The sequence below is a fragment of the Dyella sp. genome (assembly GCF_051954575.1).
Lineage (GTDB): Bacteria > Pseudomonadota > Gammaproteobacteria > Xanthomonadales > Rhodanobacteraceae > Dyella_B.
Genome location: NZ_JBQCHP010000079.1, coordinates 1 through 14,963 on the forward strand (window position 1 = coordinate 1; position 14,963 = coordinate 14,963).

Below are 14,963 nucleotides of genomic sequence, written 5' to 3' on the forward strand. Positions count from 1 at the left end.
CTTGACGCATCTGGGCAGCGCCGCCGCGCGCGACGCGATGCACCAGCAGCTCAAGCAAAAAGCCGATCACGAACTGACCGATTCGATGAAGATGTTCCAGTGGGGCGTCGAAGGCGGCATCCCGCGCGACGGCCAGCCCGGCGCGCAACCGGAATGGTTCTACAAGGGCAACGGCAGCATCGTGGTGGCGCCGGGTGCGACCTTGCCATCACCCGACTTCGCGCTCGATGGCGGCGAGGAACCGGAACTGGTCGGCCTGTACGTGATCGGCGACGACGGCCAGCCTTATCGCCTGGGTTTCGCGATCGGCAACGAATTTTCCGACCATGTCACCGAGCGCAAGAATTACCTGTATCTCGCGCATTCCAAGCTGCGCGCCTGCGCCATTGGCCCGGAACTGCGCACCGGCGAACTGCCGGCCGATCTGCGTGGCACCAGCCGCGTGCATCGCGATGGCCAGGTGATCTGGGAGAAACCCTTCCTCACCGGCGAAGCCAACATGTGCCATTCGCTGGCCAACCTGGAATATCACCATTTCAAATACGCCGCGCATCGCCGTCCCGGCGACGTGCATCTGCATTTCTTCGGCACCGCCACGCTGAGCTTTGCCGACGGCGTGCGTACGCAGCCGGGCGACCGCTTCGAGATCGATCTGCCGGCGCTCGGCGCGCCGCTGAGCAATCCGCTGGGCACCGTCGCAGCCAACTTCGCACTCGGTGGCATCCGCGCGTTGTAAGCGGCGCCGTCACCGTCAGGAACCCACGCATGAGTCAACGTTTCCAGAGCTACATCAACGGCGAGTGGATCGCCGGCAACGGCAGCGAGCCGGATGAAAATCCATCCGATCTCGATCGTCCGGTAGGCGAATACGGCCAGGCCGATGCGGTGCTGGCCGCACGGGCGGTGGAGGCGGCGGCAGCGGCGTGGCCGAAGTGGTCGTTGAGCACGCCGCAACAACGCGCGGACATCCTCGATGCAGTCGGCAGCGAAATCCTCGCGCGCAAGGAAGAACTGGGCCGGCTGCTGGCCACCGAAGAAGGCAAGACCTTGCCCGAAAGCATCGGCGAAGCCGCGCGCGCCGGACAGATATTTAAGTTCTTCGCCGGTGAAGCCTTGCGCATCCCTGGCGAAAAACTCGCGTCGACTCGTCCTGGCGTGGATGTGGAAATCACGCGCGAACCGGTCGGCGTGGTCGGCATCATCGCGCCGTGGAATTTTCCGTTGGCGATTCCCGCGTGGAAAATCGCGCCTGCATTGGCCTATGGCAACACCGTGGTGTTCAAGCCCGCGGAGATCGTGCCGGGTTGCGCATGGGCGCTCGCCGAAATACTCAGCCGTGCGGGCTTGCCAGCGGGCGTGTTCAACATGGTGATCGGCGCGGGGCGCGTCGTGGGCGCGGCGATGGTCGAGCATCCTTCGCTCGATGCGCTGAGTTTCACCGGTTCGGTTCCCACCGGCAACGGCTTGCTGCGGCAGGCCGCGGCGCGTGGCCTGAAGATCCAGCTCGAAATGGGCGGCAAAAATCCGTTGGTGGTGCTGGCGGACGCCGATCTCGACAAGGCGGTGGAGTGCGCGGTGAACGGCGCCTATTTCTCCACCGGCCAGCGGTGCACAGCGTCCAGCCGGCTGATCGTCGAAAACGCGGTCTACGATGAATTCGCCGCACGCATGCGCAAGCGGCTTGCGCAGATCAAGGTGGGCAATCCGCTGGAAGCGGGCATCGACATTGGCCCGGTGGCCAGTCTGGCGCAGCTGGAAACCGATCTCTCCTACATCAAGGCCGGTCACGAAGACGGCGGCGAGTTATTGTTCGGCGGCGAACGCATCGAGATCGCCACGCGCGGACACTTCCTTGAGCCCACGCTGTTCGCGGCCAAGCCCGAGCACCGCATTGCGCGCGAGGAAATCTTCGGTCCAGTGGCTGCGCTGTTGCGCGCCGACGATTACGAACACGCGCTCGCCCTGGCCAACGACACCCGTTTTGGCTTGTGCGCCGGCATCGTCACCAACTCGCTCAAGCACGCCACGCATTTCAAGCGGCATGCGCAAGCGGGCATGGTGATGGTCAATCTGCCCACTGCCGGCGTCGATCCACATGTGCCGTTCGGCGGCCGCAAGGGTTCCAGTTACGGGCCGCGCGAGCAGGGTCGCTATGCGGTGGAGTTCTATACGACTGTCAAGACGGCCTACACCGCCGCTTAAAAAAAACCAGGCAGTGTGGCACGGCAGAGGGGCCGTCCACGCGTGCGAGAGGGAGGGAACATGAAGCATCGTCTTGTAACGTGTGCGCTGCTGGCCGTATCGGTATTGCTTGGCGCGTGCTCGAACAAAGAAGCCGGCCATCAAGGCAAGGCGCCGATCGTGGTCGGCTTCAGCCAGGTCGGCGCGGAAAGCGAATGGCGCACCGCCAACACCAACTCGATCAAGGAGGCGCTCGGCGGCGACGATTTCAAGCTGAAGTTCTCCGACGCGCAGCAGAAGCAGGAAAACCAGATCAAGGCGATCCGCTCGTTCATCGCCCAGCGCGTGAACGTAATCGCGTTCTCGCCGGTGGTCGAATCCGGCTGGGAGCCAGTGTTGAATGAAGCCAAGGCCGCGCATATTCCGGTGGTGCTGACGGACCGTGCAGTGAAGGTGCCCGACGATTCCTTGTACGTCACCCTGATCGGCTCAGACTTCGTCGAGGAAGGCCGCCGCGCCGCGCGCTGGCTGGTCGACGACAGCAAAGGTCAGCCCGGCCCGATCCGTATTGCGGAATTGCAAGGCACGGTCGGCTCGGCGCCGGCGATCGACCGCATGAAGGGCTTCCACGAAATCATCGACGCCGATCCGCGCTTCCAGGTGGTGCATTCGCAAAGCGGCGATTTCACCCGCGCCAAAGGCAAGGAAGTGATGGAGGCGTTCCTCAAGGCCGATCGCAATATCAACGTGGTGTTCGCGCACAACGACGACATGGCGATCGGCGCCATTCTCGCGATTGAAGAGGCTGGCCTGAAGCCGGGCAAGGACATCAAGATCGTTTCCATCGATGGCGTGCGCGGCGCGTTCGAGGCGATGAAGGACGGCAAGCTCAACGCTACCGTAGAATGCAATCCGCTGTTCGGCCCGCAGCTGGCGCAACTGATTCGCGACGTGGCGGCCGGCAAGCCGGTGCCCAAACGCGTGGTGGTGCAGGAGGGTGTGTTTACCCAGGATCAGGCGGCGGCTGAGTTGCCGAAGCGTAAATACTGAGGCGTGCTTTGATGCTGTCTGCTCACGATGCAGCTCTCTCTTCTTTGTGCAGAGAACATGGTGAGTGCGCGCCGGAAACTTCAACTTTGCGAAATGCTACATCCCACCGCACCGTCATTCCGGCGAAAGCCGGAATGACGGTGAGGAACATCTGTGCTTTACAGGAAATAGATCAGCAATACGCAATTGAAAACGTCTGTTCCCAAAGAGGCGTCACGCACGCCTCCACGGAGCTTGTACTGTGAACCCAGTCATGCTCCACGCCACCGGCCTCAGCAAACGCTTCGCCGCCACCGTCGCGCTCGACGACGTGGAACTATGCCTGCGCGCCGGCGAAGTCCACGCCTTGATGGGTCAGAACGGCGCCGGCAAATCCACGCTGATCAAGCTGCTTACCGGCGTGATAACGCCGGATAGTGGAGAAGTGTCGCTGGAAGGCCGGCGTATCGCACCGTCCACGCCCGTGCAGGCGCAGGCGCTGGGCATCAGCACGGTGTACCAGGAAGTGAACCTGTGCGCGAACCTGTCGGTGGCAGAGAACATCTTCGCTGGCCGCTATCCGCGCCGATTCGGCTTTATCGATTGGCGCGCAGTGCGTCGCGGCGCGCGAGACCTGCTTGCCACGGTGGGTTTGGATATCGACGTGCATCGGCCGCTGGCGACGTATTCGGTGGCGATCCAGCAGATGGTGGCGATCGCGCGGGCGATCGGTGTATCGGCGCGCGTGCTGATCCTCGACGAACCTACCTCCAGTCTCGACGAAGGCGAAGTGCAAGAGCTGTTCAAGGTGATGCGCCGCCTGCGCGAGCAGGGTCTGGCGATCGTGTTCGTCACGCATTTTCTCGATCAGGTCTACGCGGTATCCGATCGCATTACCGTGCTGCGCAATGGTCGCCGCATCGGTGAATACCCGGCCAGCGAATTGCCGCAGCCGGCATTGGTGGCGGCCATGGTGGGCCGTGACGTTACGCTTGCCGAGGGCCGCGATAACCAGCATCGCCCGGCAGCGGATGCGCCGGTGGTGTTGTCGGCGCAGGGCCTGGGCAAGCGCGGCAAGCTGCACGCCACCGACATGCAGGTGCGCCAGGGCGAAGTGCTGGGGCTCGCCGGCTTGCTCGGCTCCGGCCGTACCGAACTGGCGCGCTTGCTGTTCGGCTTGGATCGCGCCGGTGAAGGCAGGCTGGAAATACAGGGCGCAGCGATCGAGCTGCATCATCCGGCCGATGCGGTCGCGCTGGGCGTGGCGCTGTGTCCGGAAGAGCGCAAGACCGAAGGCATCATTGCGGAACTGTCAGTGCGCGAGAACGTCGTGCTCGCCCTGCAGACACGCATGGGCTGGCGGCGCGCGCTATCGCGCGCGCAACAGGACGAGCTCGCGACGAAACTGGTGAAGGCGCTGGGCGTGAAGACCGCCAGCATCGAAACCCTGGCAGGCCAGCTCTCGGGCGGCAACCAGCAGAAGGTGGTGCTGGCACGCTGGCTGGCAACCGAACCGCGCTTGCTGATTCTGGACGAGCCTACGCGCGGCATCGACATCGCCGCCAAGCAGGACATCATGGCCGAAGTGGTGCGGTTGGCCGGGCAGGGCATGGCGGTGCTTTTCATTTCCGCCGAGATCGAAGAATTGCTGCGCCTGTGCGATCGCATCGCGGTGTTGCGTGAGCGGCGCAAGGTCGGCGAATTGCCTGGCGGTTGCAGCGAACAGGATGTGCTGGAGCTGATTGCAGGCGAGGTTGCGTGAAGTGAGCGAATCGATGGCTCCCGTTTCCACATCCGTCGCCACGCAACCCTGGCTGCGGCGTTGCACCAGCCAGCCGTTGTTCTGGCCGCTGCTGACGCTGGTGTTGCTGTTGCTGGGCAACGGTGTGTTCAATCCAGGCTTTCTCGCGCTGCATTGGCGCGACGGCCATCTGTACGGCAACCTCGTGGATATCGGCAATCGGGCTGCACCGCTGATCCTGGTGTCGCTGGGCATGACGCTGGTGATCGCGGTGCGTGGGTTGGATATTTCGGTGGGTGCGGTGCTGGCCATGGCTGCCACAGTGGCGGCGTGGACGCTTTCCCAAGTACAGGCAGGCAACGCAGGCAGCAGTCTTTGGCCGCTTGCGATAGGCGTTGTTGCCGCGCTCGCCGTGGCCGCATTGTGTGGACTGTGGAATGGCATGCTGGTGGTCAAGATCGGCATGCAGCCGATCGTCGCCACCTTGATCCTGATGGTGGCCGGCCGCGGTGTGGCGCAGCTCATCAGCGGCGGGCAGATCATCACCATCTACTACGCGCCGTACAGCTTTCTTGGCAATGGATTCCTGTTGGGCCTGCCGTTTCCGCTTTATGTAGTGGCGGCGGTGTTTATCGGCCTGCATCTGTTGTTACGCCGCAGTGCCCTGGGTTTATTCGTCGGCGCCATCGGCCATAACCCGATGGCGGCGAAGGTGGCAGGCGTGCGCGCCGGCGCCATCATTCTCGCCACGTATGTGTTCTGTGGTTTCAGCGCGGGCATGGCCGGCGTGCTGGTCAGTGCGAACGTCAACAGCGCCGATGCCAATAATGCCGGCCAGTTGTTCGAGCTGGATGCGATTCTCGCGGTAAGTCTTGGCGGCACCTTGCTCAATGGTGGACGTTTCAGCCTCGCCGGCAGCCTGGTCGGCGCACTGATCCTGCAAACCATGACATCCACCATCTATGCGGTTGGCTGGCCGCCGCAACTGAACCTGGTGGTGAAGGCGGTGCTGGTGTTCCTGGTGATGCTGTTGCAGTCGGCCGAGTTTCGCGGCCTGGTTCGCGCATGCCTGCCGCGTACGGGGAAGCGGGCATGAATGCGCCCAGGCCGATCGCCGTCTTTGCCGGTATCGCACGCGATGCAGGAAAGCTCGCGCTATGGGTTCCGCTGTGCCTGTTCGTGGCGATGGCCATCGTTGGCGGCGTGTTCTACGACGGCCTGCTGGCGCCGCAGGTGTTCGCGAATCTGCTGATCGATAATGCCTTCCTGCTGATCGTTGCGGTCGGGTTGACCTTTGTGATCCTGGCCGGCGGCATCGATCTATCGGTGGGTGCGGTGATTGCGCTTTCCACCGTAGCGCAGGCGGCGCTGATCCAACGCCACGGCTGGCCTCCGCTGGCGGCGATCGGCTTGGTGCTGTTGTTGGGCACCAGCCTGGGCGCATGCATGGGTTTGATGATCCAGCGTTTTGCGCTGCAGCCGTTCGTGGTGACGTTGGCCGGCATGTTCCTCGCGCGCGGCGTGGCCACGCTGATCAGCGTCGATTCGATCGGCATCGATCATCCGTTGATGGTGGCGGTGGCAAACGTCCGCATTCCGCTGTTTGCGGGTGCAAGCTTGTCGGTAGGCGCGTTGGTGGCGCTCGCGGTGGTGGCAGTGGGTGTCGTGCTGGGCGGCTTCACCAGGTTCGGACGCGCGGTCTACGCCATCGGGGGTAATTCGCAATCGGCCAGCCTGATGGGTTTGCCGGTGGCATCCACGGTGATCCGCGTGTATGCGCTGAGCGGCTTCTGCTCGGCCCTGGCGGGCGTGGTCTATGCGCTCTACATGCTGTCCGGTTACAGCCAGCATGCATTGGGCCTGGAGCTGGACGCGATCGCCGCGGTGGTCATTGGCGGCACGCTGTTGACCGGCGGTCGCGGCCATGTCGCCGGCACCCTGTGCGGCGTGCTGATCCTCGGCTTGATCCAGACCATGATCGCCTTCGACGGCCGGCTCAGTTCCTGGTGGACGCGCATCGCCATCGGTCTGCTGCTGCTAGTGTTTTGTCTGTTGCAGCGGCTGCTGGTTCGCCGTGCGCCGGGGCAGGCTGAAGTCGGATGAGAAGCATGAGGGACTACATTCATCCAAAGCTGGATCATGCCTCATCGTCATTCCGGCGAACGCCGGAATCCAGTTCAAATACGGCGTCCGAAGGACACAGAGCCGATTTTGAATGCTTCGCACAGCGTATTTAGACTAGATTCCGGCGTTCGCCGGAATGACGGTGAGGTGTCATTCGGACATTTCGAAAAGCTGTGCGATATCCATGTCCTAGGAAGTGCGCGCCATCAAGGGGAGAGCGTCATGCACCACCACAAACTGAGCGTGATCGAAAAACTCGGCTACGGCGCCGGCGACATGGCGGTGAACGTCGTCATCTCCTCGATGATGCTGATCATCACATTCTTCTACACCGACGTGTACGGCCTCAGGCCGCAAGACGTCGCGCTGCTGTTCATTCTCGTACGCATGGTCGACGCCGTGGCCGATCCGATGATGGGCAGGTTCACCGACCGCCACACCACGCGCTGGGGACGTTATCGGCCGTATTTCCTGGTGATGGCGTTGCCGTTCGGCATCTCGGTGTTCCTGACCTTCACCACGCCCGATCTCGGTTACAACCTGAAGCTGGTATGGGCGTATGCGACCTATTTGCTGGTGATGCTGATCTTCACCGCCGTCACCATTCCGTATATCTCGCTGATCGGCGTGCTCACCGCCGATCCGCAGGAGCGTCTGTCGGCAAACGGTTATCGCCTGTTCTTCGCCAAGGTCGCCGCCTTCCTGGTCACCATCGTGGTGCCGCAGCTTGCCGTGGTCTGGGGCGGCACGCGCCTGGCCGATGGCTACAAATGGGCGATGGGGCTGATGGGCTTGATGGCTGCGTTGCTGTTTCTGTTCTGTTTCTTCAGCACCACCGAACGCATCCAGCATCAGGTCGATCGCAAGCCGCTGCGCGAGCAGTTGCGCCTGCTGTTGCGCAACGATCAATGGATGGTGCTGGCGATCGTGTGCGTGGTCGGCACCATCGGCTACGTTATTCGCGGCTCGGTGGCGGCCTACTACGCCAAGTACTACCTGCACGGCAATGCTGCGATGATGTCCGCCTTCATGGCCACCGGCGTCACCGCGGCGATTCTGGCCATGGTGGCGTCGACCTGGATCACCAAGGTGTACTGCAAGGTCAAGCTGTTCCGCTACAGCCAGCTGGTGGTGGGCGTGCTCAGCGTGATCATGTTCGTGCTGGTGAAGCCGGGCGACGTCACGCTGGCCTTCGTGCTGTATTTCCTCATCTCGTTCGTGGTCGACCTGCACGCGCCGGTGTTCTGGTCGGCGATCGCCGAAGCGGTGGACTATGGTCACATGCGCGAGGGCAAGCGTGTGTCGGGCCTGGCGTTCGGCGGCATCTCCTTCTGCCAGAAGGCCGGCATGGGCGTGGCCGGCGCGATCGTCGGCTGGTTGCTGGCGGGTTTCAACTACGTGCCTGATCGCCCGCAAAGCCATTTCACGCTGACCGGTATCGCCTTGATGCTCACCATCATCCCCGGCGCGTTCCATGTGCTGATGGGCGGGCTGATGTACCTGTACCGCATCACCGATGCGTACTACAACCAGTTCAAAGGGCAGATCGTCGAGGAAGTTCCCGAACCTTCCGACGCGCAACGCGCGCATCTGCTTGGCCCCCGCACCACGGAATGCTTGCCATGAAACTTGCCAATCCTTTCATCCTCCAGCGCGCCGATCCTTTTGTCGGCTGTCACGATGGGTATTACCACTTCACCGCTTCGGTGCCTGAATACGACCGCATCATTCTCCGTCGTTCCGCAACGCTCGAAGGACTGGCGGCAGCGGAAGAGTTCGTGCTGTGGCGTGCACCGGCAAGCGGTCCCGCCAGTGCGCTGATCTGGGCGCCGGAAATCCACCGCTTCGAGGATGCCTGGTATGTCTATTTCGCGGCGGCGCCGTCGCGCGATATCAAGGATGGCTTGTTCCAGCATCGCATGTACGCGCTGCGCAATCCGGCTACCGACCCCACCACCGGCGAGTGGCAGTTTGTCGGCCAGGTTGACAGCGGCATCGACGCCTTCTGCCTGGACGCCACCAGTTTCCGTCATCGCGGCCAGAACTATTACGTGTGGGCGCAAAAACATCCCGATATTCCCGGCAATTCCAATCTCTACATCGCACCCTTGGCGACACCCACGGCATTGGCCGCCGCACCTGTATTGCTGACGCGCCCGGAACTCGATTGGGAAGTGCAGGGCTTTGCGGTCAACGAAGGGCCGGCGATGCTGATTCGTCACGGCAAGGTGTTCATTACCTACTCGGCCAGCGCCACGGACGAACGCTACGCCATGGGCTTGCTGTGGGCGGATGCCGAAGCGGACCTGCTCGATGCGCGCAACTGGCATAAATCGCCCACGCCCGTATTCGTCACCGATGTCGAACGCCAGGTGTTCGGTCCCGGCCATAACAGTTTCACCGTCGATGGCGATACCGACTTGATGATCTACCACGCCCGCGACTATCGCCAGATCGAAGGTGATCCGCTGTGGAATCCGGACCGCCATGCACGCGTGCAGCCGCTTTCGTGGGATGCGCAAGGTATGCCGGTATTCGGTCGCCCGCAGCGCGAAGTGGAATGGTCTGCGGGAGTCACCGCATGAGTTTCAAGCGCGTGCTTGCAGCCGTGCTGATGCTTGTCGCGAGTGTTGCGTGCGCAGCGGATCAGTCGAAGCACGACATGCTGCAGGCGCCGCCCGCGCCCAAGCCGCACAAGGGTTATTCCGCCGACGTGCTGGCGCACGATCCGGTGATCGCGCAGCAAGGTGACACCTGGTACCTGTTCATCACCGGCCCCGGCATACCGGTCTATAGCTCTAAGAACCTGAAGACCTGGAAGGCCGAACCACCGGTGTTCCCGAAGATTCCCGCCTGGGCGTACGAGGTGGTGCCGAATTTCAATGGCCACATCTGGGCGCCGGACGTTACCTTCCACAACGGCGTCTACACGCTGTATTACGCTATTTCCTCGGGCGGCAAGAACACCTCGGCAATCGGCGTGGCCACCAATACGACGCTCGATCCGTCCAGCCCAAATTTCAAATGGGTCGACCACGGCATCCTCATTCGCTCGCTACCGCAACGCGACCTGTGGAACGCGATCGATCCCAATCTCATCACCGACGTCGACGGCACGCCGTGGCTGACGTTCGGCTCGTTCTGGGGCGGACTGAAACTGGTGCGCCTCAGCGACGATCGGTTGCACCTGGCCGAGCCACAGCAGTGGTACACGATCGCCAAACGCGAGCGCTCAGTTCTGCTCGACGATGCCAATCCAGGGCCTGCGGCCCTGGAAGGCCCTTTCATCTTCCGCAAGAACGGCTGGTTTTATCTCTTCATGTCCTGGGACTACTGCTGCCGCGGCATGCAGAGCAACTACCACATCATGGTCGGCCGCTCACGCGATTTGCAGGGGCCATATGTGGACAAGGACGGAAAGCGATTGGATCAGGGCGGTGGTAGCGAAGTGTTGCACGGCACTGCGCGCTGGGCCGGTCCTGGGCACAACAGTGCGTATACCTTCAACGGGAAGGATTATCTGGTGTTCCATGCCTATGACGGCAAGGATGGCGGTTTGCCGAAGTTGCATGTTTTGCCGATGACGTGGGATGCGCAGGATTGGCCGGTGGTGGAGCAGAAGGCGTTGGGACATTGACCACACGACGGGTGGCGTTTCCTTCCAATCAGCATCGACGTGAGGTATCCAACTTTATGACTCGTACGTCGCATGCATGTTGTATTTGAGGAGTAAGGAAAGGCCGTGACCCAGCGTCTTTAGTTCACCATCGCATACGCGTTACACCGAAATTTTGCCCGCGTAACTCACACACCCGCAAAGACGCCTGATAACAACGGTACCCGGGTATCCCATGGCGGGCGAATCTGCGGGCTAGATGTTTGATTTGAAGTGGAAATTTGTCGCTTGCAGGAGCCTTGCCGGCCGCCGCATACTCCGCGCAATACCTCATTTTTGGGGTCCAATAGAAATTAGGACCTGAAAGGCACATCGCATGTCCTGGGAAGAGAGCCCGCCCATCGAGCGAATTTGTCCGTGCGGCAATGGCCATTACTTGGTAATCAGCCGGTCCGACGACTGGGGAAGGTTTGAAGAGCGGTGGGAAATGCAATGCCGATCGTGTTCGGTTGAGTACGGCCTGTACGCGTACGATTCCAACCGCAAAGGCTTGGCAACTATGCACTACAGCTGGCTCTCACGTGTAGTTCTCCAAGAACTGTCAATTGCTGCCACTGAACTTGCGCAATCAAAGGAAGCCCTGTCTGTCTACGCGAGAACTGAGTTCGTAGAACGCTGGAATAGACACTTCAATGGCAAGACAAAGAAGAACGTGTGGCGTGAACTTACCGAAGACGGAAAGCACTACCCTAGCCTTCCTACGTTCTATGCACACGTTCGACATTCAACTATGCAGCGGGAGCTGGATCGTTACTTCGAGTGGCACACTCTGCCGACGGTGGCGCGTGTACTGGAATTGAGTAGGTCCGAACTGCAATCTCGCATTGAGCACATTCAGGAGCTTGAGCGTTTGCTGGAGGCGAAACACAGTCATGCTCGCCAGAATTCGGTCACCTAACTAAAGAAAAGGGCGTATTTTTTTTACCAAGGTATCTGCTCCAGTTTATTGCCATAGGCTCTCGTCTGAGGTCACATGAAGCGCCCTCTCTTCACGGTTGCAATCCTTCCCGCTGCCTTCGTCCTCTATAGCGTCGGCATGGTTACCGGGGCTTCCGTTTTCTTTGCTGTCGGTGCTGCATGCGAGCTTTGGTTCTGGGCTCGTCTCCTTGGGCGCAGCGAGGGGCCTAACATCTCGTCCAATCGGACGCGCGAAAAACCGCGGGCCGCTTAACTCTAACGTTAGACATAGTTCAATGCGAATCCTCGTCCGACATAAGGGCTTTTTGCGAAAGTTTGTGGTTGTCGAATCCAGTGACCGAGATGGCTCTCTGACGCTCGTGATGAGGAGGGAAGGTATTGGCGCATCACGCACCACTTGGAGCACTAAGCCGGGAGAACATGATCTCAAGCAGGTTGACTTTGGAGAACCTCGCCAGAAGAGCAAGCGGATAACGATTCATCAGTCGGGTCGCGTGAACTACCACGAAAACGGTAACTCGATCTTCATTGAGCCACTTACTCGCACGAGCCAAGCTACTTGCGTGTACGCCTACCGCGTTCCTGCTCTTGAGAAGCTGAACCTGCACCCGAACGAGGCGGGCGACGAAGATGCAATCTTTGAGCTTTCCGATTTGGGCGATGGTCCGGTGTCCTTTTCGGTCTTTATAGGCCCATCCTCTCTGGTACCGCCTGGAAAAGCCGTTAAGCTTGCTTACGATGTGGAGGGCTACTCGTTAACCATTGCAGTAGACGCCGTACCGACACCCGTTCCCTCGGGGTATGAAGATCACTTCATAACTCTAACGCCTGAGCGAGGCATCTTCCTTGATCAGCAAGTGGCGGAAGATCAAGCAATGATCTCCTACCATCGGGCCCTCACGCGGTCAGATGGGATGGTGCTCTACCATCCAAACGGTGAAGGAAACATTCGACTGATCTTTTCGGTACCAATGCGAATCGCTCCGAGATTCAAGATTGAGCTCGCAGATCCGGAGTTGCATGTGACGCAACAGGACGTGCAAAGAGACGGTAGATCGGAGAAGGTCATGCTGAAATTTAAGATCCGCAACCGACGAACAGGACAGATCATCCGGCATGAAGTCGCCATCAAATCCATAGAGCTCGACGCAGAACTATGAAGGCGGCTGTCCTTTCACCGATGAATCCTATGTTCGAGACATGTTACTGGGTCAGAGCCATCTGAGACTCGTGTGATAAGTGATTCTGACCCACTTCGTCTCAGATTCCACGCCCGAGGAAATTCGTGAGCATCGTGGCCGCGTTCGGTTTCGCGCCAATGATGCTCTCCACAAAGCAGGTCTTAAGGCGGCTAGCAGCAATGGCGATGAGGCCTAACAATTCATCAGGCCGAAGCCGCTTCGCGGCTTGGCTTAATTCAGACGTTAGGTGCCATGGAAATCGTTACCACAATTCAAGATGCATGGGGCTGGGTCGGAATCAAGCCTGCGCAGATTGTTGGCGACAACAGTTTTGGTAACCTCCTCATAAAAGACGAGGTGGGACTGTATTGGCGGCTGTGTCCAGAAGATATCTACTGCAAGGTGATAGCAAATACCCGCGCAGAGCTCGACACACTCTTGCAAAACCAAGAATTCCTAGAAGACTGGAGCATGATCAGCCTCGTAGCCGCTGCCAAGGATCAATTAGGTGCGCTTCGGCCAGGGTACAAATACTGTCTCAAGATTCCTGGCGTGCTCGGTGGCGAGTACGGCGGCTCCAACCTAGCAACTGTCCCGCTTAGAGATCTCATCGCGTTTTCAGGCCATTTGGCAAAAGAGATACAAGACCTTCCCGATGGCACGCAAATTCGCTTGCGAGTTACGGAGTAGCACACCTAACATCTCGTTCAAGGCGGACGGCTTCGCCGCCGCTTAACTCCAGCGTTAGGCCACGATGATTACCTCAGCACGGTTAGGAGCGTGGATAGACGCCATCGCTAGCGCTACGTTGCTCGCAATGGCGGCATGGCTGTATCGGGCCTCACGGGTCGCTGTGGATGAGTTGCTTGGTGTAACTGGATCAGCGCTACTTAGTGATTCGTGCGATAAGTGGCGCTGATCCATTTCGTCACGCCATTTGTTGGGTTACGCTGCGCTAACCCAACCTACGAAACTGCCGGCGAACCGTGAAATGTGCCCCGGATTTGCCGACGGCAAATCCAAGGCGTAGCGACTTACCAAAGCGCATTCGGCCAGCCGCTGGAATTCCAGGTCAGGTTGTTGATGAACAGCACAGGGGTGTAGCTGTTCTGCGAATCCAGCGCATACCAGGCCATGATGCTGTCGCCGATGGCGCTTTCGCCGCCCGGCGCGATGAAGCGCGAGCCGGAGGATGCGATGGTCAGGCCGGAGCCGGGGTTCATCATCGAGTTGCCGTTGTTGTCGACATAGGGGCCGGTAATCGAGGTCGAGCGACCTACGACAATGTGATACGTGCTGCTGGCGCCGCTGCAGCACGAGCCTTTCGACAGAAACAGGTAGTAATAGTTGGTGCCGTTGAAGACGTGCTTGACGATGAAGGAGTTCTCGACGACCTGCGAGGTGTCGCGCGCGATATTGGTGGAGGATCCTACCGTCAGGAAGGTCGACTTGCTGACCTGCCGGATGTAGATGCCGCCCCAGGCCGAGCCGAAGCTGAGCCAGAGATTGCCGGAATAGTCGGCCACCGGTTGCGGATCGATGGCGTTGAATGCGTTGCTGCTGTTGGAGGTGACGACGGTACCGTTGTCGACCCAGTTGCCGGCGGCGATACCGCCTGCGGAAGTGGTGAGGCCGATCGCCGAGGTCTGCGAGCCGAAGGTCGACACGGCGTAGTAACAGGCCGTCGTATTGTTGTAGTTGATGCAGCCGGGCGCCCAGACCTGCGCCGGATCGGCCGACGGGTTATAGGCTTTCCACCAGCTGAGCCCGCTGCCGAAAATAGGCGTGCCCTGCGTCCAGGTGGTGCCGTTGGACGAGTACTTCACGCCGATGCCGCCATTGGCGGTGGTCTCCATGATCCAGTAGGTGGAGCCCTCCTTTTGGATGTCCGGATCGTGGGTGACGAGCGCGCCGCTCAGCGTCCATGGCGCTGTCTGGGCTTGGGTGACGACGGGCGCGCAGCCGAGCGAAGCCAAGGCGAGCGCCGTGGTGAAGAACTTAGTCTTGAAACGCATGATTCCTCCAACGTAGCTTGTGTAAAGGAAGGCCCGGATGACGGGCCGATACGTGGCGCTCACTAAGACACTTATGGGGGCGTGCTAGAACCGGACTT

13 protein-coding genes are annotated in these 14,963 nt (G+C 60.4%); 12 read left to right on the plus strand and 1 reads right to left on the minus strand.

Features of this window, described 5'->3' with window-relative positions; translation table 11 throughout:
- The 12 genes from araD1 to ACTHNE_RS10830 form a co-directional block, all read left to right on the plus strand.
- Positions 1-736, plus strand: a 736-nt coding sequence (gene araD1, locus ACTHNE_RS10775; protein WP_440269243.1) for an AraD1 family protein, incomplete at its 5' end; no start/stop codon positions are given.
- A 29-nt stretch (positions 737-765) separates the two neighbouring features.
- The gene (locus tag ACTHNE_RS10780; RefSeq protein ID WP_440269244.1) at positions 766-2,202 is read left to right on the plus strand and encodes an aldehyde dehydrogenase family protein; all 1,437 of its coding nucleotides are present in this window, start codon (positions 766-768) and stop codon (positions 2,200-2,202) included.
- A gap of 60 nt (positions 2,203-2,262) precedes the next feature.
- On the plus strand, positions 2,263-3,231 hold the full coding sequence (locus ACTHNE_RS10785) for an ABC transporter substrate-binding protein (protein ID WP_324944606.1): 969 nt from the start codon (positions 2,263-2,265) through the stop codon (positions 3,229-3,231).
- A 253-nt stretch (positions 3,232-3,484) separates the two neighbouring features.
- Positions 3,485-4,972 (plus strand): sugar ABC transporter ATP-binding protein, encoded by a 1,488-nt coding sequence (locus ACTHNE_RS10790; protein ID WP_440269245.1) that lies wholly within the window; start codon positions 3,485-3,487, stop codon positions 4,970-4,972.
- 13 nt (positions 4,973-4,985) lie between these two features.
- Positions 4,986-6,047 carry an ABC transporter permease gene (locus ACTHNE_RS10795; protein ID WP_440269246.1) on the plus strand — a complete coding sequence of 354 codons (1,062 nt, stop codon included), beginning with the start codon at positions 4,986-4,988 and terminating at the stop codon, positions 6,045-6,047.
- Positions 6,044-7,054: a galactofuranose ABC transporter, permease protein YjfF gene (yjfF, locus tag ACTHNE_RS10800; RefSeq protein WP_440269247.1), complete on the plus strand. Its 1,011-nt coding sequence runs from the start codon at positions 6,044-6,046 to the stop codon at positions 7,052-7,054. Before ACTHNE_RS10795 ends, yjfF begins: the two co-directional genes overlap by 4 nt.
- 243 nt (positions 7,055-7,297) lie before the next feature.
- The gene (locus ACTHNE_RS10805; RefSeq protein WP_440269248.1) at positions 7,298-8,701 is read left to right on the plus strand and encodes an MFS transporter; all 1,404 of its coding nucleotides are present in this window, start codon (positions 7,298-7,300) and stop codon (positions 8,699-8,701) included.
- Positions 8,698-9,660 carry a glycoside hydrolase family 43 protein gene (locus ACTHNE_RS10810; protein ID WP_324948003.1) on the plus strand — a complete coding sequence of 321 codons (963 nt, stop codon included), beginning with the start codon at positions 8,698-8,700 and terminating at the stop codon, positions 9,658-9,660. Before ACTHNE_RS10805 ends, ACTHNE_RS10810 begins: the two co-directional genes overlap by 4 nt.
- Positions 9,657-10,712, plus strand: a complete 1,056-nt coding sequence (locus tag ACTHNE_RS10815; protein ID WP_324948006.1) for an arabinan endo-1,5-alpha-L-arabinosidase — start codon at positions 9,657-9,659, stop codon at positions 10,710-10,712. The genes ACTHNE_RS10810 and ACTHNE_RS10815 overlap by 4 nt, the downstream gene beginning before the upstream one ends.
- A 355-nt stretch (positions 10,713-11,067) precedes the next feature.
- Positions 11,068-11,649: a hypothetical protein gene (locus ACTHNE_RS10820; protein ID WP_324948008.1), complete on the plus strand. Its 582-nt coding sequence runs from the start codon at positions 11,068-11,070 to the stop codon at positions 11,647-11,649.
- A 295-nt stretch (positions 11,650-11,944) separates the two neighbouring features.
- Complete coding sequence (locus tag ACTHNE_RS10825) at positions 11,945-12,829, plus strand: hypothetical protein (RefSeq protein ID WP_440269249.1); 885 nt, start codon at positions 11,945-11,947, stop codon at positions 12,827-12,829.
- A gap of 273 nt (positions 12,830-13,102) precedes the next feature.
- Positions 13,103-13,540, plus strand: coding sequence for a T6SS immunity protein Tdi1 domain-containing protein (locus tag ACTHNE_RS10830; protein WP_324948012.1), 438 nt, complete (start codon positions 13,103-13,105; stop codon positions 13,538-13,540).
- 344 nt (positions 13,541-13,884) lie between these two features.
- Here ACTHNE_RS10830 and ACTHNE_RS10835 read toward each other — a convergent pair whose 3' ends face one another.
- Positions 13,885-14,865, minus strand: coding sequence for a family 43 glycosylhydrolase (locus ACTHNE_RS10835; protein WP_324948014.1), 981 nt, complete (start codon positions 14,863-14,865; stop codon positions 13,885-13,887).
- Positions 14,866-14,963: the final 98 nt, after the last annotated feature.

Excerpts from the sequence above, each read along its gene's own strand:
- ACTHNE_RS10780 (WP_440269244.1), top strand. The coding sequence starts at position 766 with ATGAGTCAACGTTTCCAGAGCTACATCAACGGCGAGTGGATCGCCGGC.
- ACTHNE_RS10785 (WP_324944606.1), top strand. The coding sequence starts at position 2,263 with ATGAAGCATCGTCTTGTAACGTGTGCGCTGCTGGCCGTATCGGTATTG.
- ACTHNE_RS10790 (WP_440269245.1), top strand. The coding sequence starts at position 3,485 with ATGCTCCACGCCACCGGCCTCAGCAAACGCTTCGCCGCCACCGTCGCG.
- ACTHNE_RS10795 (WP_440269246.1), top strand. The coding sequence starts at position 4,986 with ATGGCTCCCGTTTCCACATCCGTCGCCACGCAACCCTGGCTGCGGCGT.
- yjfF (WP_440269247.1), top strand. The coding sequence starts at position 6,044 with ATGAATGCGCCCAGGCCGATCGCCGTCTTTGCCGGTATCGCACGCGAT.
- ACTHNE_RS10805 (WP_440269248.1), top strand. The coding sequence starts at position 7,298 with ATGCACCACCACAAACTGAGCGTGATCGAAAAACTCGGCTACGGCGCC.
- ACTHNE_RS10810 (WP_324948003.1), top strand. The coding sequence starts at position 8,698 with ATGAAACTTGCCAATCCTTTCATCCTCCAGCGCGCCGATCCTTTTGTC.
- ACTHNE_RS10815 (WP_324948006.1), top strand. The coding sequence starts at position 9,657 with ATGAGTTTCAAGCGCGTGCTTGCAGCCGTGCTGATGCTTGTCGCGAGT.
- ACTHNE_RS10820 (WP_324948008.1), top strand. The coding sequence starts at position 11,068 with ATGTCCTGGGAAGAGAGCCCGCCCATCGAGCGAATTTGTCCGTGCGGC.
- ACTHNE_RS10825 (WP_440269249.1), top strand. The coding sequence starts at position 11,945 with ATGCGAATCCTCGTCCGACATAAGGGCTTTTTGCGAAAGTTTGTGGTT.
- ACTHNE_RS10830 (WP_324948012.1), top strand. The coding sequence starts at position 13,103 with ATGGAAATCGTTACCACAATTCAAGATGCATGGGGCTGGGTCGGAATC.
- ACTHNE_RS10835 (WP_324948014.1), bottom strand. The coding sequence starts at position 14,865 with ATGCGTTTCAAGACTAAGTTCTTCACCACGGCGCTCGCCTTGGCTTCG.